The sequence below is a fragment of the Winogradskyella arenosi genome (assembly GCF_003337305.1).
Taxonomy (GTDB): Bacteria; Bacteroidota; Bacteroidia; order Flavobacteriales; family Flavobacteriaceae; genus Winogradskyella; species Winogradskyella arenosi.
Map to the genome: position 1 here is coordinate 1089379 of NZ_QPJO01000001.1, position 19805 is coordinate 1109183.

The following is a 19805-nucleotide window of genomic DNA, read 5'->3' on the forward strand; positions in this document are numbered from 1 at the left end:
TTACCACAAGGGTCGCGCTTTCCGTTATATCTTTTTTGCTTTTAAGGGCAAAAAAGGATGCCACATCAATCGCTAACGCGGAAGTAACGGTCCAGCAGTAAATAACGTCACTTCGAGTGATTTGTGAAGCATGAGCAAATTGTATCGAGAAGCTAATCAAAAAGTTCTCGATACAAAATTGCAGAAAAAGCAATTTCACTCGAACTGACGAGAAGTTGTCATTCTAGCTAGGACTGGCGGCCAGAATAGAAGAATAAGTATAATTAAAGGGATTCCCACTGTCATGGGAAATGAATATGAAAAAAGAAACACTAAGAAAAGGATTTTCAAAACTCTGCACAGCAAAAGCGATGGCAGAATTATACGAAGCTAATTTTAAACAAGTTTCAAAATATGTGCATGCCACATCCAGAGGTCACGAAGCTATTCAAATCGCTTTAGGAATGCAATTACTACCTCAAGATTATGCGTTTCCGTATTATAGAGATGATGCCATGTTATTATCGTTCGGCTTAGAACCATACGATTTAATGTTGCAATTATTGGCCAAAAAAGACGATCCTTTTTCTGGTGGACGCACCTATTATTCACACCCAAGTTTAAAGGATGCCGATAAGCCTAAAATTCCACATCAATCTTCGGCAACAGGTATGCAGGCTATTCCTGCAACAGGAGTGGCGATGGGGATGCAGTACAAAGAATTACAAGGTTTAGATGATGAAAACCTAAAAGACTTGCCATTTGTCGTGTGTTCTCTAGGCGACGCTTCCGTAACCGAAGGCGAAATTGCAGAAGCATTGCAAATGGCTGCATTAAAACAAATGCCAATTTTGTATTTGGTACAAGACAACGGTTGGGATATTTCTGCAAACGCCGCAGAAACAAGAGCACAAAGTGCTTTTGAATATGCACAAGGTTTTAAAGGCCTTGAAGCGATTTCTATAGATGGCGCTAATTTTATAGAAAGCTATGAAGCTTTAGAAAACGTAATAGAAACCATTCGTAAAGAACGCAGACCATTTTTAGTACACGCTAAAGTGCCTTTACTAAACCATCATACATCAGGTGTAAGAATGGAATGGTATCGTGACGATTTAGACGAAGCACGTTCTCGTGATCCTTATCCTGTAATTAAACAGCAATTATTAGACGCTGGTTTTTTGGAGGGTGAGGTCAAAGAGATTGAGACCTCCGCCTACGCGGAAGTACAATCCGATTTCGAAAAAGCCTTACAGGCCGAAGACCCAAAACCGGAAGATTTATTTACTAACGATTTTGTACCAACACCCATAACCGAAGAACAAGGTACACGCGCACCAGAAGGTGTCGAAAAAGTAGTCATGGTAGATTGTGCTTTATTCGCGGTAGAAGAACTGATGAAAAAGCATAAAGAATGCTTATTATACGGACAAGATGTCGGTGGACGTCTAGGAGGCGTTTTTAGAGAAGCAGCAACTTTGGCACAAAAATTTGGTGACGACCGCGTTTTTAATACACCCATACAAGAAGCGTTTATTGTTGGTTCAACGGTGGGGATGAGTGCAGTAGGATTAAAGCCTATTGTTGAGGTGCAATTTGCCGATTATATTTGGCCTGGCTTAAACCAGCTATTTACCGAAGTGAGTAGAAGTTGCTATTTGTCTAACGGAAAATGGCCAGTGTCTATGATTTTACGTGTGCCAATTGGTGCGTATGGAAGTGGCGGACCTTACCATTCATCTTCTGTAGAATCTGTGATTACCAATATTAGAGGTATTAAAATTGCTTACCCAAGTAATGGAGCCGATTTAAAAGGTTTAATGAAAGCAGCTTATTACGATCCCAATCCGGTGGTGATTTTAGAACACAAAGGTTTGTATTGGTCTAAAGTACCAGGTACCCAAGGCGCAACCTCTGTAGAGCCAAGTGAAGATTATGTCTTACCTTTTGGAAAAGCATGGGTGTTACAAGAAATTTGGAAGCAAGAAAATGTAGAAACCTTAACCATTGTGACTTATGGTATGGGCGTACATTGGGCAATGAATGCTTGTGAAGAATTAGGCATGAAAGACCAAATTGAAGTCATCGATTTACGTACCTTATTTCCTTTAGACGAAGACACGATTATGACATCGGTAAAGAAAACAGGAAAGTGTTTAGTGGTGACAGAAGAACCTTCTAATAATAGTTTTGCTAGGGCCTTATCAGGGAAAATTCAAGAAGAATGCTTTAAGTATTTAGACGCGCCAGTGATGACAATAGGTAGTGAGAATATGCCAGCCATTCCATTGAATTCTACTTTAGAACAAACCATGATTCCTTCAACAGAAAAAGTTAAAGCTAAAATTGAAACTTTGCTGAATTATTAATTGTCAATAGTATAACGACTTTTAATTAAGAGATGTTAAAGGGCTTCATCACTGTGATCTACAATGATGAAGCCCTTTTGTAGAGCCTTAAATGATTAGAATGGTTACGGTCATAGCGGGACCTAGAATTGGGGTTTTCAAAAACCGACGATTTTAAAAATTAACTAAAAAGCATTTTAAAGTCCTAAATAATCTTCTATATTTGGAGTGTAAACTTTAGGAGTAGCTATTAAATTAGTTTGAGAAACATCCTTAGAACCTGATTTGGTTAATACCAACGTAGGAAAAAGTTATGTTCGATCTTATATCGAGATACTACCATTTTGGTTTACAGTAATATTTTATAAATATGATTGCTATAAAAGTAAACCAAGAAGTCCACCACATTTTAGAAAACACCACCTTACAAGCCTTTGTTGAAAATTTAAAAATTCAAACAAACGGAATCGCTATTGCTATAAATAATGCTGTAGTGAGAAAAACAGATTGGTCTTCAAGATTACTTCAGAATAACGATGATATTTTAATTATAAAATCTACTCAAGGAGGATGATTTTTATTTTAAAAAGAAACCACTTATCAAATGAAGAACAAAGACACTGCACCAAAACAAAACGGTATTACAAGACAGCCGTTTCCGAATTCTAAGAAAATCTATGTGAGCGGAAAAATTTATCCGCAAATTAAAGTGGCCATGCGCGAGATTAGCTTAAGCGATACGGTAGATGCCATGACCAAAAAGAAAACCTCAAATGAACCGGTTACGGTTTATGATACCTCCGGACCGTACACAGATCCTAACAAAACCATAGATGTACACAGCGGTATAGAGCGCATCCGTGAACCGTGGATTAAAGAGCGTGGGGATGTAGAAGAATTAGACTCCTTTTCTTCTCAGTATTGCAATGAGCGTTTAAATGATGCGAGCTTAGATCATATGCGTTTTAAGCTTCTAAAAAAACCATTACGTGCCAAAAAAGGTAAGAATGTAACGCAGTTGCATTACGCCAAACAAGGGATTATCACACCAGAAATGGAATACATCGCTATTCGTGAAAACCAGCGTATCGATGAAATGACCGAAATACGTAAGCAACATAAAGGGGAACATTTTGGAGCGGCTATTCCGGCAAAAATAACACCAGAATTTGTTCGGGAGGAAGTCGCAAGAGGTCGTGCTGTAATTCCATCAAATATTAATCACCCCGAAGCAGAACCTATGATTTTAGGTCGTAATTTCTTGGTGAAAATAAACGCGAATATTGGTAATTCTGCCGTCACCTCGTCTATTGAAGAGGAAGTAGAAAAAGCTGTTTGGGCCTGCCGTTGGGGGGCTGATAATATTATGGATTTATCTACTGGAGAAAATATTCATGAAACACGCGAGTGGATTATCCGTAACTCACCTGTCCCAGTAGGAACCGTACCTATTTACCAAGCTTTAGAAAAAGTAAACGGAGTTGCAGAAGATTTAACTTGGGAAATTTTCCGTGATACCCTAATCGAGCAAGCCGAACAAGGTGTGGATTACTTTACCATTCACGCAGGAGTTTTGTTACGTTATGTGCCAATGACCGCGAATCGTGTTACCGGGATTGTATCTCGTGGGGGTTCCATTATGGCGAAATGGTGTTTGGCACATCATAAAGAAAGTTTCTTATATACCCATTTTGAAGATATTTGCGAAATCTTAAAATCTTATGATGTGGCATTTTCTTTAGGAGATGGTTTACGTCCAGGTTCTGTGGCCGATGCTAATGACGAAGCCCAATTTGCAGAATTAGAAACCTTAGGAGAATTAACGCAGATTGCGCGTAAACACGAGGTACAGTGTTTTATAGAAGGTCCAGGTCACGTGCCAATGCATATGATAAAAGAAAACATGGAAAAACAAATTGAAGTTTGTGATGAGGCGCCTTTTTACACTTTAGGGCCTTTAACCACAGATATTGCTCCGGGTTACGATCATATTACATCGGGAATTGGTGCTGCCATGATTGGTTGGTACGGTTGCGCTATGTTGTGCTACGTGACTCCAAAAGAGCATTTAGGTTTGCCTAATAAAGAGGATGTTCGTGTAGGTGTGGTGACTTATAAATTGGCAGCGCATGCGGCCGATTTGGCTAAAGGTCATCCCGGAGCGCAACATAGAGACAACGCCTTGAGTATGGCGCGTTTTGAATTCCGTTGGGAAGATCAGTTCAACTTAGGTTTAGATCCCGAACGTGCACGTGAGTATCATGATGAAACTCTACCGGCAGCAGGAGCTAAAATTGCGCATTTCTGTTCTATGTGTGGTCCAAAATTCTGTTCCATGAAAATCTCTCAAGAGGTACGTGATTTTGCGGCTGTTAACAATATTGTGGATAACGAGGTTATTGCAAAAGGAATGGAGGAGAAATCTAAAGAGTTTAAAGAAAAAGGATCTGAAGTCTATTTGTAAAATGATTAGGACGTTCCCGCGCTTATAGAAAAAGCGTGGGTGACTTTCCTTGGTAGCACGACGTTGTTATTGGTGCTTTTAATAATAGAAATTATGATAATTCTTATTGCTCCAGAAAATGACATTCCCAATGAGATTGAAATGTTACATCAATTGTTTCAAGAAGGATTAGCCTGCTATCATTTACGAAAACCGGGTAAAAACGACAACCAATTGTTGTCGTATTTAAATGATATTGATAGTGCTTACCACAATAGAATTGTGGTGCATCAATGTCATGAACTTATTAACGATTTTAATTTAAAAGGCATTCATTTTAAAGAACAAACAAGAAAAAATCATGGAGATCATCTCGATGCTTATTTAAAAAATTTAAACCTATTGCATAAAACAATCAGCGCTTCATTTCATGACCCGGAAGATTTAGAGACTTGCCCTTTTCAATTTGATTACCATCTGTTAAGTCCTGTTTTTTCATCCATTTCTAAAGAAGGGTATAAGGGAAGGGGTTTTGATGTTGAGGCTATAAATAAAACCATCATAGGTCTTGGAGGTATCGTTCCAGAAACCATAGCTCCAACTTTAAAATTAGGTTATATGGGGATTGCGGTTTTAGGTGGTGTTTGGAATTCAAAACAGCCCTTAGAGCGTTTCAAACAGATAAAAGAAACCTATCAAAATAACACCAAGACATAAAAGGAATTAGTAACCGATTAAGGTTTAAAACGAAAACAGTTGAATCAAAAACAATACATTTTAACAATAGCAGGTTTAGACCCATCGAGTGGTGCCGGAATTACTTCAGATATTAAAACCTTTGAAGCCCATGGTCTGTACGGTTTATCCGTTTGTACCGCCATTACGGTCCAGAATGATATCGAATTCAAAGATTGTATTTGGGTTGAAAAAGAAACTATTTTAAATCAGATAGCACTCTTGTTTCAACGGTTTAGCATTACTGCGGTAAAAATAGGAATCATTGAATCTTGGTCTGTTTTAAGGGAGGTTGTTACGAGCTTAAAAACCTACAATCCTAGTATCAAAATTATATTAGATCCGGTGTTGAAAGCGAGTGCAGGCTTTAGTTTTCATAATGATCAAGATTTAGAAGTTTTAGAAGAGGTTTTAAAAAACTGTGATTTTATCACGCCAAATTACGAGGAGATTCGAGCTTTATTTCCGGAGAAATCTATTGAAGCGACCATCGAATTTATTTCAGAGCGAACCAATATCTATTTGAAAGGAGGTCATAGAACCGATAAACAAGGATGGGATGAGGTTTATTACAGTAAAATCGTAAAACTTAATATTCCGCCTTTCGCCGAATCGGTCTATCAAAAACATGGAAGCGGTTGTGTTTTATCGGCAGCATTAGTTTCAAATATACTTCAAGAACGTCCTATAGAGGAGGCTTGTAAAAATGTAAAATGGTATACCGAACAGTTTTTAAATTCAAACCAATCCTTGCTAGGAACACATAAATACACAGATAATGCTTAGTAAATTACATTATATCTCTCAGGGAGAAACCCCAAAAGATCATTTAGAACACATACAAAAAGCATGTGAACACGGTGCAGAATGGGTACAACTTCGTTTAAAAGAATTGCCAACGGAAAGCATTTTAGAAACCGCTAAAATAGCTAAAGACATGACGCGGAAATTTAAAGTAAAACTTATTATAAACGATCATTATAAAATAGCGAAAGCGGTGGATGCCGATGGTGTGCATTTAGGAAAAACAGACACATGTCCGTTAATTGCAAGAGCTTATTTAGGAAATGATTTTATCATAGGAGGAACGGCCAATACTTTAGAGGATTGTAGAACCTTAGTGAAAAAGAATGTCGATTATATGGGCGTTGGGCCATTCCGATTTACGGAAACAAAAAAGAATTTAAGTCCCATTTTAGGCATTGAAGGGTATAAGGAGCTTCTCACTAATTTAAATGAGACGACGCCTATAATTGCTATTGGAGGTATTGGTTTAGAAGATGTGTCGGGCCTTCTTAAAACGGGTATTTATGGCGTAGCTGTTTCGGGGAGCATTACCAAGGATATGACCTGCATTTCTAAATTTAAAGCGCTGTTAAACTAAGTCATACATTAAGTAAGCCCCATTTCAAGTAAAGCTCAAAATTTATACGATACCCATAGTAGTAAGGGCTGATTAGGGCATAATTATGAATCCGAATTCAAAAAAGGGTGTCGGAATTCAGAACTAAAAATAAAATGAATAAGAGATTAAAAATAGCAGATAAAGAATTTACCTCACGATTGTTTACAGGAACAGGGAAATTTAGCACTTCAGGCTTAATGAAGGATGCCTTATTGGCGTCTGAAAGTGAACTTGTAACGGTGGCTTTAAAACGGGTGGATGTTCAAAATAAAGACGATGATATTTTAACCCATTTAAAACAACCTCATATCAATTTATTACCCAATACCTCTGGGGTTAGAACCGCTAAGGAAGCCATTTTTGCGGCAGAATTATCGAGAGAAGCTTTAGGAACCCATTGGGTGAAATTAGAAATTCATCCTGACCCTAGATACTTATTACCCGATCCTATAGAAACGCTAAAAGCCGCAGAAGCTTTAGTGAAATTAGGATTTGTTGTGATGCCGTATATTCATGCAGATCCGGTGTTATGTAAACGTTTAGAAGATGTGGGGACGCAATGTGTTATGCCTTTAGGCGCGCCTATAGGTAGTAATAAAGGTTTAAAAACACAAGACTTTTTAGAGATTATTATAGAACAGTCTAATGTGCCAGTGATTGTAGATGCGGGTATTGGGGCGCCCTCGCATGCGGCTTATGCGATGGAATTAGGAGCCGATGCCGTTTTGGTCAACACCGCAATTGCTGTGTCTCAAGATCCAGTGGCTATGGCAAAAGCTTTTAAAATGGCCGTGGAAGCAGGGCGTATGGCTTACGAAGCTAAACTAGCTCCGATTCAAAATAAAGCAGAGGCTAGTAGTCCTCTAACAAGTTTCTTAAACTAAAATTATGGCTCATTTTAAAACACTTTTTGATACCTATAATTGGGATAATACCCTAGAAAGTATCTTTAGTAAAACTACAGCTGAGGTAGAAAGTGCCTTGGCAAAAGAAAAGCTAGATTTAGAAGATTTTAAAGCCTTAATTTCTCCGGCTGCTCAGCCCTTTTTAGAGCAAATGGCACAGAAAAGTCGTAGGTTAACTAAAAAACGATTTGGTAATACCATACAAATGTATGCCCCAATGTACTTAAGTAATGAGTGCCAAAATATATGTACCTATTGTGGGTTTAGTATGACCAATAAAATACCTAGGCGCACGTTGACGGATGCTGAAATTTTAAAAGAAGTCGCGTTTCTAAAAGCCAAAGGCTATGATCATATTTTGTTGGTAACTGGGGAAGCTAATAGAACGGTTGGCGTGGAGTATATTAAGAATGCAATAGCATTAATTCGTGATCAATTTTCTAATATTACTATAGAAGTGCAGCCTTTAGATCAGGAGGATTATGAGTTGTTAATAGAACATGGATTGTATGCGGTTTTAGTGTACCAAGAAACCTATCATAGAGACGAATATAAAAAACATCATCCTAAAGGAAAGAAATCTAATTTTAATTATCGTTTAGATACGCCAGATCGGTTAGGAAAAGCGGGAATTCATAAAATAGGTTTAGGCGCTTTGTTTGGTTTGGAAGATTGGCGTGCCGATAGCTTTTTTACCGCCTTACATTTAAAATATTTACAGAGAACCTATTGGAAGACAAAGTACTCTATTTCCTTTCCGAGATTACGACCGCATTCAGGTGGTTTAGACCCCAAAGTGGAAATGACGGATAAGGATTTGGTGCAGTTAATTTGTGCTTTTCGTCTTCTCGATGAGGATGTAGAGTTGTCTTTATCTACACGGGAAAATGAAATATTTAGGAACAATGTGGTTCAATTGGGGGCGACTTCCATTAGTGCCGAATCTAAAACAAACCCTGGAGGTTATACGGTAGAACCTCAGTCGTTAGAGCAGTTTGAAATTTCAGATGAACGCAGTACGGAAGCCATTGTTAACATGTTAAAAAATCAAGGCTTGGAAGTTGTTTGGAAAGATTGGGAACACTTTGAAAACATATAATGATCATGACGCTTAGTAGTGACGAACAAAAACAATACAACCGCCATCTTATTCTGAAAGAAATTGGGGAATCCGGGCAATTAAAACTTAAACAAGCTAAGGTTTTAGTTATTGGAGCGGGTGGTTTAGGCTGTCCGGTATTACAATATCTAACGGCTGCTGGTGTAGGCACCATTGGGATTATAGACCATGATGTTGTTGATCAAAGTAATTTACAACGTCAAATTCTATATACCATGGAGGATATTGGATGCTCCAAAGCAGGAACTGCAGCTAAACGTTTATCGAAATTAAATCCCTTTGTACACTTTAATACCTATGCCAAAAAACTTAGTATTGGCAATGCCTTGTCCTTATGTGGTGAATATGATATTATCGTAGACGGAAGTGATAATTTTGCTACACGTTATTTAGTCAATGATGCGGCAGTGCTAACCAATAAACCCTTGGTCTACGGCGCTATTTTTAAGTTTGAAGGGCAGGTGAGTGTCTTTAATTATTTAGGAAGTGCTACTTACAGGTGTTTATACCCAACGCCACCGAAACCGGAAGATTCGCCTAACTGTTCAGAGATAGGGGTCTTAGGGGTGCTACCAGGGATTATAGGAAGTTTACAGGCTAATGAAGTCCTTAAAATGATTACAGGACTAGGTACGGTAATGACCAATAAATTGTTGCTGTTTGATGCCTTAAGTATGCAGCAGCAGGTTTTAAATTTTGAAAAAGATACGACTATACGTATTACGGATTTAAAGCAAGATTATGAGGGGTTCTGCGGAATTGTCCCGGTACAGCATATCACGTATGGTGAATTAGAAAAAAACCGAGCACACTATAACGTATTAGATGTAAGAGAAGATGCTGAAAGAGAAGTACACCATATAGGTGGGCAACATATTCCTTTAGGCGATTTGCCACAACGGTATCAAGATATTAATACAGCTTTGCCCGTGGTGGTGTATTGTAAAACCGGAAAGCGAAGTGGTGTTGCCATTTCATATTTAAAAGATCGACTTAAAGATGCTGTCTTTTATAATCTACAGAATGGCCTGCCGTTGTAAATGAAAATGCTGTATGGTCTTTAAGCCAAAGCATAAAAAAAGCCTATCTAAAATAGATAGGCTTTTATTCTTAAAAAGATTGTAAGATATATGCTTAGATAACTTTTACGTTAACTGCGTTTAAACCCTTTTTTCCTTCAGCTAAATCGAATTCTACATTATCACCTTCTCTAATCTCATCGACTAAACCAGAAATATGTACAAAATGCTCTTTATTGTTTCCTTCTTCTGTTATGAATCCAAAACCTTTAGAGTCATTAAAAAATTTTACTGTACCAGTATTCATATTAAAATATATTAAATTAAGGCTCAAAGGTAGTGTAATTAATTGAAATTCAATTATTTTAATAGGTTTATTTTAAATTTGCAGAACCTGCACTCTAGCCTATTTAAAGGCGGTTTTAATCTTAAACGTTATATTCAGATAAGGGTTTTGTAAATTTTTCTGGGTTAGCTGCTAAATGATAACGCGGATCATCAATAGCTTCAACAATAACATCTTTGAATTTAGGATTGGCTTTATAGAGTAATATTTTACAATCTTCACTCAAGTGTTTTAATCGAATGGTTTTACCTTCAGCCTGATATTTTTCAACAATAATAAAGATGGCTTCAATAGCCGAGTGGTCGGAAACACGCGCTTCAACAAAATCGATCTCTACATTATCGGGATCATTTTTAATATCAAATTTCTCGTTAAACGCAGTAATACTTCCGAAGAATAAAGGACCCCAGATTTCATAGGTTTTAGTGCCATCATTTTGAATACGTTTACGCGCTCTAATCTTTTTAGCATTTTCCCAAGCGAAGGCTAATGCCGAGATAATAACCCCAACGAAAACAGCAATGGCTAAATCGAAAATTACAGTAACCACGGATACAATGACTAACACTACAGCATCTGAAACCGGTATTTTTTTCATGATACGGAAACTAGACCAAGCAAAAGTTTCAATCACCATCATAAACATCACCCCAACTAGGGCGGCAATAGGGACTTGTTCAATATATTTATCCGCAAATAAAATAAATGTTAGAAGTGTCACGGCCATCATAACACCAGATAAACGGCCTCGGCCACCAGCGTTGATGTTAATAACAGTTTGTCCAATCATTCCACAACCACCAGTACCACCAAAAATACCACTAACCATGTTTCCTGCGCCTTGAGCCACACACTCTCTGTTTCCATCACCTCTTGTATCGGTAAGTTCGTCTACAAGATTCATGGTCATTAAGGTTTCAATAAGTCCTACAGAAGCCGCTAAAAAAGCATAAGGAGCAATAAATTTTAAGGTATCTAAATTGAATGGAAGGTGGCTCCAAAGTTCTCCTAGGTTAAGTTTGCTAGATAATTCATCAAAACCATTTAAACCAGCACCTCCACCATCTCTAATGAAATCACCAACATTAATGGATTCTAAACCACCAAAAATTGAAATTAAGGTCACAATTAAAATAGCGGTTAATGCCGCTGGCATTTTCTTAGTAAGTCGTGGTAGACCCCAAATAATAAGCATCGTTAAGAGTACTAAGCCTATCATAATATATAATTTTTTACCCTGCATCGTTGATTTTACAACCCCGCTGTCTTTTACAGAATAAAAACCATTGTCTTCATAATTAAACACCACTTTTTTAGTGTTTACATCGTAGACTTGATGGTCTGAAATGATAAACACCGCTTCGCCGGTAGTACTATTTTTTACAGTTTGGCCGTCAATAGAGAATAACTGTGTGTCTGAAATTAAATCGTTTACACTGTTGTTGTTAACATTATAAATTAATTCTTGAGACTCGGTCTGGCGCATGTTCTGACCAAAGAGGTCTTTGGTATTTTCTTTAAACATACCTAACTGTGCCATAAAGATGACGATAGCTAAACCGTTAACAAAACCTAGCATTACGGGATGCGGAATTAAGCGTACAAATTTACCAAGCTTAAAAACACCGGCTAATATTTGAATTATTCCCATAAGGACAACGGCGGCAAGGAGGTAGAAATAACCCATGTTTTCCACAGGCGAATCAAATAATAAGCCTTTCGCATGTCCTTCTTGAATCATATGAACAAAAATAACAGCAACGGCTCCAGCGGCTCCAGAGATTAATCCAGGTCTTCCACCAAAAAGTGCAGAAATCATACCGATGATAAAGGCACCAAAAAGGGCCACAATAGGGCTTATTTGCGCCACAAAGGCGAAGGCAACCACCTCAGGAATCATTGCTAAAGATACCGTGATACCCGCTAGAATATCGTTTTTAGGGTTTTTGGTGAAGGTTTTCAGGGTGTTTTGACCGAACATAATTTTTGCTTTTAAAAGTCGGCAAAGGTAGACTTTTTGAATTTAATCTAAAATAACTGATGTCTTCAAATAAAAAAAGCATTGGATGGTTCCAATGCTTTATTTAAAAATAGTGTGTATCATTACTGTTTGTCTGGAGGGAAAAGGAGCATCATTTCTGAGACAAACTCTTTAATCCGTGCTTCCTTCTTTTCCATATTTCTGGTTTCAAGAGACCCTGTTCCAGAGCCTTGCCAGATTAATTCCTTTTTATCGGCGTCTATAAGATCTATAAAAAGCATGCCTTCCGTAGTTGTAGAAACTTGGTTGTTGTTCCAACCGGTACGCCAGCCCCAACCGCCATAACCACCCCAGCCCCAAGCTCCACGGCCCCAAGCGTTGTTGTAGATATCTACACGTTGGTTAGATTTGGTAAAAATACTAACAAGCATATCTGGATTTTGAGATTTGGTATACCCCTTTGCCATGAGTTCTGCTTCAATGGCTCTTAAGATGCGGCGTTTATCAATATCATTTATTTCGGCCTTATCAATACCCGGTTTAAAAAAAGCAAAGGTCTTATAATTATCAAAATTAGCTTCTCGGTCGTAGTCTGCAGCCACTTTAACGGAGCTACACGAGGCTAATCCTATGAATAAAAGAAACATTGGAGTGAATTTGAGTAGTTTTTTCATAATGGGTTTGAATTTAATTATACTTAATTTAAGAGTCCATCATCAACGAAATTAGGCAAAGTAACTTTTAAGTTTGGTTCAATCTCCATGGCGCGTTTTATTGCAAAAACAGCCCCTTCATTTCTAGCCCAACTTCGTCTAGAAATTCCGTTATTAACGTCCCAAAACAGCATTTGTTTTAATTTTTTTGATGCTTCCATAGTACCATCAAGAACCATACCAAAACCTCCATTAATGACCTCGCCCCAGCCTACACCACCACCGTTGTGAATACTCACCCAAGTCGCACCTCTAAAACTATCGCCTATCACATTTTGAATGGCCATATCTGCTGTAAAACGCGAGCCATCATAAATGTTACTGGTTTCGCGATAAGGAGAGTCGGTTCCTGAGACATCGTGGTGATCACGACCCAAAATAACCATGCCTATTTCACCTTTTTCAATTGCATCGTTAAAGGCTTGTGCAATTTTCATACGTCCCTCGGCATCAGCATAGAGAATTCTAGCTTGTGAGCCTACGACGAGTTTATTTTCCTGAGCGCCTTTAATCCACTGAATATTATCAGCCATTTGTTGCTGAATTTCTTCAGGTGAATTTTTCTTAATCTCTTCTAAAACGGCACAAGCAATAGCATCTGTTTTGGCTAGATCTTCTGGTTTTCCTGAAGCACATACCCAACGGAAGGGTCCAAAACCGTAATCAAAACACATTGGGCCCATAATATCTTGAACATAGCTTGGGTATTTAAAATCAATACCATTTTCAGCCATGATATCTGCACCTGCGCGTGAAGCTTCTAAGAGAAAAGCATTTCCATAATCGAAAAAATAGGTCCCCTTAGCGGTGTGTTTATTGATGGCATCGGTATGGCGGCGCAAAGAGTTTTGTACGGCTTCTTTGAATTGATCAGGGTCTTGCGCCATCATTTCATTGGCCGCTTCAAAAGAAAGACCAACCGGATAATAGCCACCGGCCCATGGATTGTGTAAAGAGGTTTGATCACTTCCTAAGTCGATATGAATCTCTGCCTCATCAAATTTTTCCCAAACTTCTACAACATTACCTAAGTAAGCAATAGAAATGGTTTCTTTTTGAGCTTTCGCTGTTTTTACTCGGGCGACAAGCGCATCTAAATCTGTAATTTTTTCGTCTATCCAACCTTGATCGAGTCGTACTTGTGTGATTTTAGGATTCACTTCAGCACAAACCGTAATACAGCCGGCAATGTTTCCGGATTTGGGTTGTGCACCGGACATACCACCTAAACCAGAGGTAACAAAAAGATGGCCTTTGGTGGGTTTTTTAATTTTTCTGAAACCATTTAGTACAGTAATGGTTGTTCCATGTACAATACCTTGCGGTCCAATATACATATAACTTCCTGCCGTCATTTGGCCGTATTGTGTAACGCCTAAGGCATTGAACTTTTCCCAATCATCGGGTTGCGAATAGTTAGGAATCATCATCCCGTTAGTGACCACAACTCTAGGCGCATCTTTATGCGATGGAAACAGTCCCATGGGATGACCAGAATACATCACCAAGGTTTGTTCGTCATTCATTTCCGCTAAATACTTCATCGTTAAGCGGTATTGCGCCCAATTTGAAAACACCGCACCGTTACCACCATAGGTAATCAATTCATGCGGGTGTTGTGCAACGGCATAATCCAGATTATTCTGAATCATAAGCATAATGGCTGCCGCTTGAGAGGATTGTGCAGGATATTCAGAAATAGGTCTCGCATACATCTTGTAATCCGGTCTTAATCGGTACATGTAAATACGACCATAGGTCTCTAATTCTGCTTTAAATTCTGGTAATAAGGTTTTATGATCTTTCTTGGCAAAATAACGTAAGGCATTTTTAAGAGCTAATTTTTTCTCTTCAGCAGATAAAATAGCCTTGCGCTTAGGCGCGTGGTTCATAGCAGCGTCATAAGGTTTTGGCGCTGGTAAGATGTTAGGAATGCCTTCTAATATTTGGTCTTTAAAAGATAATTTGGTGCTTTGCATTACTTCTTTTTTATGGTATTTTTATTGGCCTTGAGTGTCGTCGATGGATTAAACCCGTACGGACAATGTCTACAACCGCTTTCACAGCAATACCCGCGTTTTAAGTGGTATTGTTCTGTAAAGCAACGGTAGCCTTCAGGGGTTAAATAATAGTCGCCGTCTTCAATAGGAACATATTTTTTCATAGGTAAACAAAGATACGCTAATTATAAGAAAAAATGGAGGGCGTCTTAGACAGGTATTTACAGGGCTTTAGCTTGTTTTTTAGAGAATGGTTTAATTTTTGAAGTCTGAAGTGTATGATTGTAATTTCAAAATTTTTGGTGCCACGAGGGTATGTGGGGATTACACTATTTCCATTTATTGTTTTAAAAGATAGGAGCTTAAAACAAAATAAGGTTCTTCTTAATCATGAACGGATTCATCTTAGGCAACAATTGGAATTATTGGTATTGCCTTTTTATTTAATCTATTCGTTGGAATTTTTAATACGATTAATCCGTTACAAAAATGGGGAGCGTGCTTACAAGAATTTAAGCTTTGAGCGTGAGGCTTATGCCCATGAAAAAGATTTTGAGTATCTAAAATCTAGACCTGTTTTCAAATTTAAATCTTATTTTTAAGGCGAAAAATAATTGAGTTTTAATCCTGAGGTTGTATTGGGTTCAGATGGTGTTACAAGGTTACAGCATTGAAGATTCAAGTGCCGTAAAATACTAATAGTTTGTTTCACTTTCCCATTCAAAATCAAGCTTTAAAGCTTAAGCACTCGTCTATAGAACTTGTTATTAAACGTGAAGATTTAATTCACCCTTTTATATCCGGAAATAAATTTCGAAAATTAAAATACAATTTAGAGGCCCTTAAAGCTACAGGCGCAACAGCGATGCTCACTTTTGGTGGCGCCTTCTCTAATCATATTGCGGCCGTTGCCTATGCTGGTAAAACCTACGGCGTAAAAACCATAGGGATTATCCGTGGAGAGGAATTAGCGACCAAGCGTAAGTTAAATGCTACTTTAGAATTTGCACAATCTTGTGGGATGCAATTAAAGTATGTGACGCGTGAGGTCTATAAAAATAAAATGAATCCTGAGTTTTTACAGGAATTAGAACAAGAATTTAAAGGCGTGTATATACTTCCTGAGGGTGGAACCAATAGCTTGGCCGTAAAAGGATGCGAAGAAATTTTAACGCCCGAAGATGCACAATTTGATTATATCTGTAGTGCGGTTGGTACTGGTGGTACGATAGCAGGACTGATAAATGCTTCTCAAAAGCATCAGAAAATATTGGGTTTTCCGGCTTTAAAAGGTGATTTTTTGCAAGAAGATATTCGTAAGTTTGCAACGCAAAAAAATTGGACCCTGATCAAGGATTATCATTTTGGAGGTTATGGTAAAATAAAGCCTGAATTGGTAACGTTTATTAATAACTTTAAGAAGGCCCATCAGTTGCCTTTAGATCCTATTTATACAGGTAAAATGCTCTTCGGTATTTTCGATTTAATAGATCGCGGATATTTCCCTGAGGATTCTAAAATATTGGCTATTCATACCGGAGGTTTACAAGGAATAGCTGGTGTTAATAACATGTTGAAACGTAAAAATCGCCCCTTAATTGAAGTATAAAATATGAAATTGAAGTCTGTAATCTTAGTGATGGCTGTTTTAGCCATGAGTTGTGGTCCTAAGAAAGGAATTGTAACCAAAAAGAAACAAAGTAGCTCGTCTCAGCGAACCGTTGCTAAAGAAACGAATAATACTGTGGAACCTACAGCGCCAAAAGAAACCGTTGTTACCACATCAAAACCACCAAGTAGTGTAGAGAAGTATATTAGTCTTTATGCTGAGATCGCTAAGTCTAAAATGCACAGTCATAAGATACCGGCAAGTATTACACTTGCTCAAGGAATTTTAGAGTCGGGATCGGGTAGTGGGCGCTTGGCTGTAAAAGCAAATAACCATTTCGGAATTAAATGTCACGGATGGAAAGGGGCAAAAATTTACCATGATGATGATCGCTCCCAAGAGTGTTTTAGAAAATATGATAAAGCCGAAATGTCTTATGAGGATCATTCTTTATTTCTTACCGGGCGCAGTCGTTATGCTAAACTCTTTCAATTAGATCAAGACGATTATAAAGGTTGGGCTAAAGGCCTAAGAGCGGCGGGATATGCTACCGATAGAAAATACCCAGAAAAGTTAATCAGTTTAATTGAACGCTATAAGTTATATCAATATGACCAAGAAGTGTTGAGTGGAACTAAGAGAACTTCAAGTCGGAAATCAACAACCCTTATTGAAGGGTCTAAAAAGGATAAAACGTCGAGTCATATTGTTGCCAAAGGCGATACCTTATATTCGCTTTCGCGTTTATATAAGACAACAGTTGAGGCTTTAAAATCCAAAAACAATTTAAAATCAAATGACCTAACCATAGGTCAGAAACTTATTATTCCTAATTAATTTATGTTATATCAAAGAAGTAGTGCTTTATTTAAAGCGGCTCAAGAAGTTATTCCTGGAGGTGTGAATTCTCCGGTTCGAGCGTTTAATGCTGTTGGTGGAACTCCGATTTTTGCGAAGTCTGCAAAAGGGGCTTATGTTTACGATGAAGATGGTAACCGTTTTATAGATTATATAAACTCTTGGGGACCTATGTTATTAGGGCATGCTTTTCCACCTGTTGTCGATGCTGTTGTAGAAAAAACAAAACAAGGAACTTCTTTTGGAATGCCTACAGCGATAGAAACTGAAATTGCTGAGTTAGCCGTTTCTATGGTTCCTAATATTGATAAAATTCGCTTTGTAAATTCGGGTACAGAGGCTTGTATGAGTGCTATTAGATTGGCGCGTGGCTATACGAAAAGAGATAAAATTATAAAATTTTCAGGTTGTTACCATGGGCATAGCGATTCGTTCTTAATTGCTGCCGGAAGTGGTGCGGTAACCTTTGGGACGCCTAATAGTCCTGGTGTGACTGAAGGCACAGCTAAAGATACGTTATTGGCAAGATATAATGATCTGGATAATGTAAAGACGCTTGTAGAAGGAAATAAAGATGAAATTGCAGCCATTATTATAGAACCTGTTGCGGGTAATATGGGTTGTATTCCACCTGTAGATGGCTTTTTAGAAGGGTTAAGAGCCCTTTGCGATGCTCATAATATTTTATTAATTTTTGATGAGGTCATGACCGGTTTTAGATTGGCTAAAGGTGGGGTGCAAGAATTAATGCAAGTAGATGCCGATATCGTTTGTTTTGGTAAAGTTGTTGGTGGTGGCCTACCAGTAGGAGCTTTTGCTGCTAGGAATGAAATTATGAATCATTTGGCGCCTTTGGGTCCGGTTTATCAAGCCGGAACATTAAGTGGTAACCCATTGGCTATAGCAGCCGGATTGGCAATGCTAAAATCGATTCATGCGGATGCTGATTTAATGACAAGGCTAGAAGCAAAAACCAAATACCTTCATGAAGGGATGGCTCAGGCCTTAGATAAAAATAATGTTACCTATACCATTAACCGTATAGGTTCAATGATCTCGGTTCATTTTGCTGAAACGGCAGTCACGGATTTTGACTCCGCAGCAGAAGGCAATAATGAGACGTTTAAAGCTTTCTTTCATGGAATGCTTGATCGTGGTATTTATATTGCACCGAGTGCCTTTGAAACTTGGTTTATAACCGATGCCTTATCGTATGAGGATTTAAATGAAACCATAGCGGCCGTAGAGGATATTGCTAAAACCTTGTAACAAAAAAAGTCTCGCCATTGGCGAGACTTTTTTTTATGAGTGAAACGACAATTAGTGGTTCACTAAATTTTTATAACGTTTGTATTGTGTTGGTGTTAATACCTCTTCCATACCAGAGTCAAACTGTGCTTCAACAGCAGCAATCGCTTCTCTATTATCTTCGTTTTTAGTTTGATGAATCATGTAAGAATCGTAAGTGTAAGTTCTTACAACATCGTAAACATCATCTAACTGCTCTTTTTCAAGCTCAATCATTTTTGCTAAACTTTCTGTTTTCTGAACAGCTTTAGCATTGATTATAGAATTTAATTCCGTGTTTTTTTTTAATTTACTGTTTTGTGCCACAGCAGATTGTGTTCCTAATAAAAGTGCAAAAGCAAATAGGCAAAGCGTAATTATTTTTCTCATTATGGATTAATTATTTGAAATTAGAAGACTAAAGTAACAATTTAATTCAATAAAATGAAAAAGTATCGCCATTGACGATACTTTTTTCTTTTAGCTTAATGGGCTATACCTTATTTTCTATCTCCTCGATCCTTGCGATCGCCGTCATGCTTTCTTCTTTTTTGATCACGTTGTGGTTTCATTTTTTCGAATTTAGCATATTGTTCTTCGGTTAAGATAGATTTCATTTCACGCTTCATGGCAATCATCTGATCGAGTCTGTGATTTTCACGAGCAACTCTCTCTTCAGCTGTAGGTTTTTGTTTTCCTTCTGCTCTTGCCGCTTTATGAGCAGCTCTTAACTTCTCATTAGCTTCAGCTTGCTTAAAAATAACCTTTTGTACTTTGGATTGTTGGGCCTCGGTTAAATCTAGCTTTAAGGTGAGTTTTTTAGATTTAAGGTCCGCAATATCTTTAGCAGACATTGTTTCTCTCATTTCTGAACGTGTTCCTTTATCGTTGTTCTTACGGTCTTTTCTCTGTGCAAACCCGGTAGCAGTAACCAATACTAGGGCAATAATTACTAATTTTTTCATGTTGTTTTATTTTATTGTTATATCTGTTTAGATGTTATAAATGTTAAAACGTTTAATGCGTTACTGTATTTTAACAATGAATTTAACAGTCT

The 19805-nt window shown here is 37.8% G+C and carries 20 protein-coding genes and 1 riboswitch; of the genes, 13 read left to right on the forward strand and 7 right to left on the reverse strand.

All coding sequences use genetic code 11. From position 1 onward, the window contains the following. The first annotated feature begins 290 nt into the window (after positions 1-290). The 9 genes from DFQ08_RS04575 to moeB all read left to right on the forward strand — a co-directional run bounded on the left by DFQ08_RS04575 (position 291) and on the right by moeB (position 9975). Positions 291-2348, forward strand: coding sequence for an alpha-ketoacid dehydrogenase subunit alpha/beta (locus tag DFQ08_RS04575; protein ID WP_114308593.1), 2058 nt, complete (start codon positions 291-293; stop codon positions 2346-2348). A 208-nt stretch (positions 2349-2556) separates the two neighbouring features. Continuing rightward, positions 2557-2651: riboswitch (TPP riboswitch) on the forward strand. Positions 2652-2697: 46 nt separating this feature from the next. Further along, positions 2698-2901 carry a sulfur carrier protein ThiS gene (gene thiS / locus DFQ08_RS04580; protein ID WP_114308594.1) on the forward strand — a complete coding sequence of 68 codons (204 nt, stop codon included), beginning with the start codon at positions 2698-2700 and terminating at the stop codon, positions 2899-2901. A gap of 30 nt (positions 2902-2931) precedes the next feature. Further along, on the forward strand, positions 2932-4791 hold the full coding sequence (gene thiC / locus DFQ08_RS04585) for a phosphomethylpyrimidine synthase ThiC (protein WP_114308595.1): 1860 nt from the start codon (positions 2932-2934) through the stop codon (positions 4789-4791). A gap of 93 nt (positions 4792-4884) precedes the next feature. Further along, the gene (locus DFQ08_RS04590) at positions 4885-5487 is read left to right on the forward strand and encodes a thiamine phosphate synthase (protein WP_114308596.1); all 603 of its coding nucleotides are present in this window, start codon (positions 4885-4887) and stop codon (positions 5485-5487) included. A gap of 39 nt (positions 5488-5526) precedes the next feature. Beyond that, the gene (locus DFQ08_RS04595) at positions 5527-6291 is read left to right on the forward strand and encodes a hydroxymethylpyrimidine/phosphomethylpyrimidine kinase (RefSeq protein ID WP_114308597.1); all 765 of its coding nucleotides are present in this window, start codon (positions 5527-5529) and stop codon (positions 6289-6291) included. Further along, complete coding sequence (thiE, locus tag DFQ08_RS04600; RefSeq protein ID WP_114308598.1) at positions 6284-6889, forward strand: thiamine phosphate synthase; 606 nt, start codon at positions 6284-6286, stop codon at positions 6887-6889. The genes DFQ08_RS04595 and thiE overlap by 8 nt, the downstream gene beginning before the upstream one ends. Positions 6890-7023: 134 nt before the next feature. Then, entirely contained in the window at positions 7024-7794 is a 771-nt protein-coding gene (locus tag DFQ08_RS04605) for a thiazole synthase (RefSeq protein ID WP_114308599.1), read from the forward strand. 4 nt (positions 7795-7798) lie between these two features. After that, complete coding sequence (gene thiH, locus DFQ08_RS04610; protein WP_114308600.1) at positions 7799-8914, forward strand: 2-iminoacetate synthase ThiH; 1116 nt, start codon at positions 7799-7801, stop codon at positions 8912-8914. 5 nt (positions 8915-8919) lie between these two features. Beyond that, a complete protein-coding gene (gene moeB, locus DFQ08_RS04615) occupies positions 8920-9975 on the forward strand; it encodes a HesA/MoeB/ThiF family protein (protein ID WP_114308680.1) in 1056 nt (351 codons plus the stop codon). Between the two features lie 94 nt (positions 9976-10069). Here moeB and DFQ08_RS04620 read toward each other — a convergent pair whose 3' ends face one another. The 5 genes from DFQ08_RS04620 to DFQ08_RS04640 all read right to left on the reverse strand — a co-directional run bounded on the left by DFQ08_RS04620 (position 10070) and on the right by DFQ08_RS04640 (position 15158). Further along, positions 10070-10261 carry a cold-shock protein gene (locus DFQ08_RS04620; RefSeq protein WP_114308601.1) on the reverse strand — a complete coding sequence of 64 codons (192 nt, stop codon included), beginning with the start codon at positions 10259-10261 and terminating at the stop codon, positions 10070-10072. Between the two features lie 121 nt (positions 10262-10382). After that, positions 10383-12281 carry a SulP family inorganic anion transporter gene (locus DFQ08_RS04625; RefSeq protein ID WP_114308602.1) on the reverse strand — a complete coding sequence of 633 codons (1899 nt, stop codon included), beginning with the start codon at positions 12279-12281 and terminating at the stop codon, positions 10383-10385. 122 nt (positions 12282-12403) lie between these two features. Next, positions 12404-12955 carry a DUF4136 domain-containing protein gene (locus DFQ08_RS04630; protein WP_114308603.1) on the reverse strand — a complete coding sequence of 184 codons (552 nt, stop codon included), beginning with the start codon at positions 12953-12955 and terminating at the stop codon, positions 12404-12406. Positions 12956-12978: 23 nt separating this feature from the next. Beyond that, positions 12979-14973: a urocanate hydratase gene (locus DFQ08_RS04635; protein WP_114308604.1), complete on the reverse strand. Its 1995-nt coding sequence runs from the start codon at positions 14971-14973 to the stop codon at positions 12979-12981. Then, complete coding sequence (locus DFQ08_RS04640) at positions 14973-15158, reverse strand: DUF5522 domain-containing protein (RefSeq protein WP_114308605.1); 186 nt, start codon at positions 15156-15158, stop codon at positions 14973-14975. Before DFQ08_RS04640 ends, DFQ08_RS04635 begins: the two co-directional genes overlap by 1 nt. Positions 15159-15272: 114 nt before the next feature. Between DFQ08_RS04640 and DFQ08_RS04645 the strand changes: the two genes are divergently transcribed. The 4 genes from DFQ08_RS04645 to hemL all read left to right on the forward strand — a co-directional run bounded on the left by DFQ08_RS04645 (position 15273) and on the right by hemL (position 18730). Beyond that, on the forward strand, positions 15273-15596 hold the full coding sequence (locus tag DFQ08_RS04645; RefSeq protein ID WP_114308606.1) for a hypothetical protein: 324 nt from the start codon (positions 15273-15275) through the stop codon (positions 15594-15596). 101 nt (positions 15597-15697) lie between these two features. Beyond that, entirely contained in the window at positions 15698-16603 is a 906-nt protein-coding gene (locus tag DFQ08_RS04650) for a 1-aminocyclopropane-1-carboxylate deaminase/D-cysteine desulfhydrase (protein WP_114308607.1), read from the forward strand. A 3-nt stretch (positions 16604-16606) separates the two neighbouring features. After that, positions 16607-17440, forward strand: coding sequence for a glucosaminidase domain-containing protein (locus DFQ08_RS04655; RefSeq protein WP_114308608.1), 834 nt, complete (start codon positions 16607-16609; stop codon positions 17438-17440). A gap of 3 nt (positions 17441-17443) precedes the next feature. Next, complete coding sequence (hemL, locus tag DFQ08_RS04660) at positions 17444-18730, forward strand: glutamate-1-semialdehyde 2,1-aminomutase (RefSeq protein ID WP_114308609.1); 1287 nt, start codon at positions 17444-17446, stop codon at positions 18728-18730. A gap of 51 nt (positions 18731-18781) precedes the next feature. On the opposite strand, the gene DFQ08_RS04665 is transcribed toward hemL, so the two are convergent. Together DFQ08_RS04665 and DFQ08_RS04670 are read right to left on the reverse strand one after the other, a co-directional pair. Then, on the reverse strand, positions 18782-19138 hold the full coding sequence (locus DFQ08_RS04665) for a hypothetical protein (protein ID WP_114308610.1): 357 nt from the start codon (positions 19136-19138) through the stop codon (positions 18782-18784). Between the two features lie 110 nt (positions 19139-19248). Further along, complete coding sequence (locus DFQ08_RS04670) at positions 19249-19713, reverse strand: Spy/CpxP family protein refolding chaperone (RefSeq protein ID WP_114308611.1); 465 nt, start codon at positions 19711-19713, stop codon at positions 19249-19251. Positions 19714-19805 lie beyond the last annotated feature (92 nt).

Coding starts and splice junctions, on each gene's coding strand:
- DFQ08_RS04575 (WP_114308593.1), top strand. CDS start 291: ATGAATATGAAAAAAGAAACACTAAGAAAAGGATTTTCAAAACTCTGC.
- thiS (WP_114308594.1), top strand. CDS start 2,698: ATGATTGCTATAAAAGTAAACCAAGAAGTCCACCACATTTTAGAAAAC.
- thiC (WP_114308595.1), top strand. CDS start 2,932: ATGAAGAACAAAGACACTGCACCAAAACAAAACGGTATTACAAGACAG.
- DFQ08_RS04590 (WP_114308596.1), top strand. CDS start 4,885: ATGATAATTCTTATTGCTCCAGAAAATGACATTCCCAATGAGATTGAA.
- thiE (WP_114308598.1), top strand. CDS start 6,284: ATGCTTAGTAAATTACATTATATCTCTCAGGGAGAAACCCCAAAAGAT.
- DFQ08_RS04605 (WP_114308599.1), top strand. CDS start 7,024: ATGAATAAGAGATTAAAAATAGCAGATAAAGAATTTACCTCACGATTG.
- thiH (WP_114308600.1), top strand. CDS start 7,799: ATGGCTCATTTTAAAACACTTTTTGATACCTATAATTGGGATAATACC.
- moeB (WP_114308680.1), top strand. CDS start 8,920: ATGACGCTTAGTAGTGACGAACAAAAACAATACAACCGCCATCTTATT.
- DFQ08_RS04620 (WP_114308601.1), bottom strand. CDS start 10,261: ATGAATACTGGTACAGTAAAATTTTTTAATGACTCTAAAGGTTTTGGA.
- DFQ08_RS04625 (WP_114308602.1), bottom strand. CDS start 12,281: ATGTTCGGTCAAAACACCCTGAAAACCTTCACCAAAAACCCTAAAAAC.
- DFQ08_RS04630 (WP_114308603.1), bottom strand. CDS start 12,955: ATGAAAAAACTACTCAAATTCACTCCAATGTTTCTTTTATTCATAGGA.
- DFQ08_RS04635 (WP_114308604.1), bottom strand. CDS start 14,973: ATGCAAAGCACCAAATTATCTTTTAAAGACCAAATATTAGAAGGCATT.
- DFQ08_RS04640 (WP_114308605.1), bottom strand. CDS start 15,158: ATGAAAAAATATGTTCCTATTGAAGACGGCGACTATTATTTAACCCCT.
- DFQ08_RS04645 (WP_114308606.1), top strand. CDS start 15,273: ATGATTGTAATTTCAAAATTTTTGGTGCCACGAGGGTATGTGGGGATT.
- DFQ08_RS04655 (WP_114308608.1), top strand. CDS start 16,607: ATGAAATTGAAGTCTGTAATCTTAGTGATGGCTGTTTTAGCCATGAGT.
- hemL (WP_114308609.1), top strand. CDS start 17,444: ATGTTATATCAAAGAAGTAGTGCTTTATTTAAAGCGGCTCAAGAAGTT.
- DFQ08_RS04665 (WP_114308610.1), bottom strand. CDS start 19,138: ATGAGAAAAATAATTACGCTTTGCCTATTTGCTTTTGCACTTTTATTA.
- DFQ08_RS04670 (WP_114308611.1), bottom strand. CDS start 19,713: ATGAAAAAATTAGTAATTATTGCCCTAGTATTGGTTACTGCTACCGGG.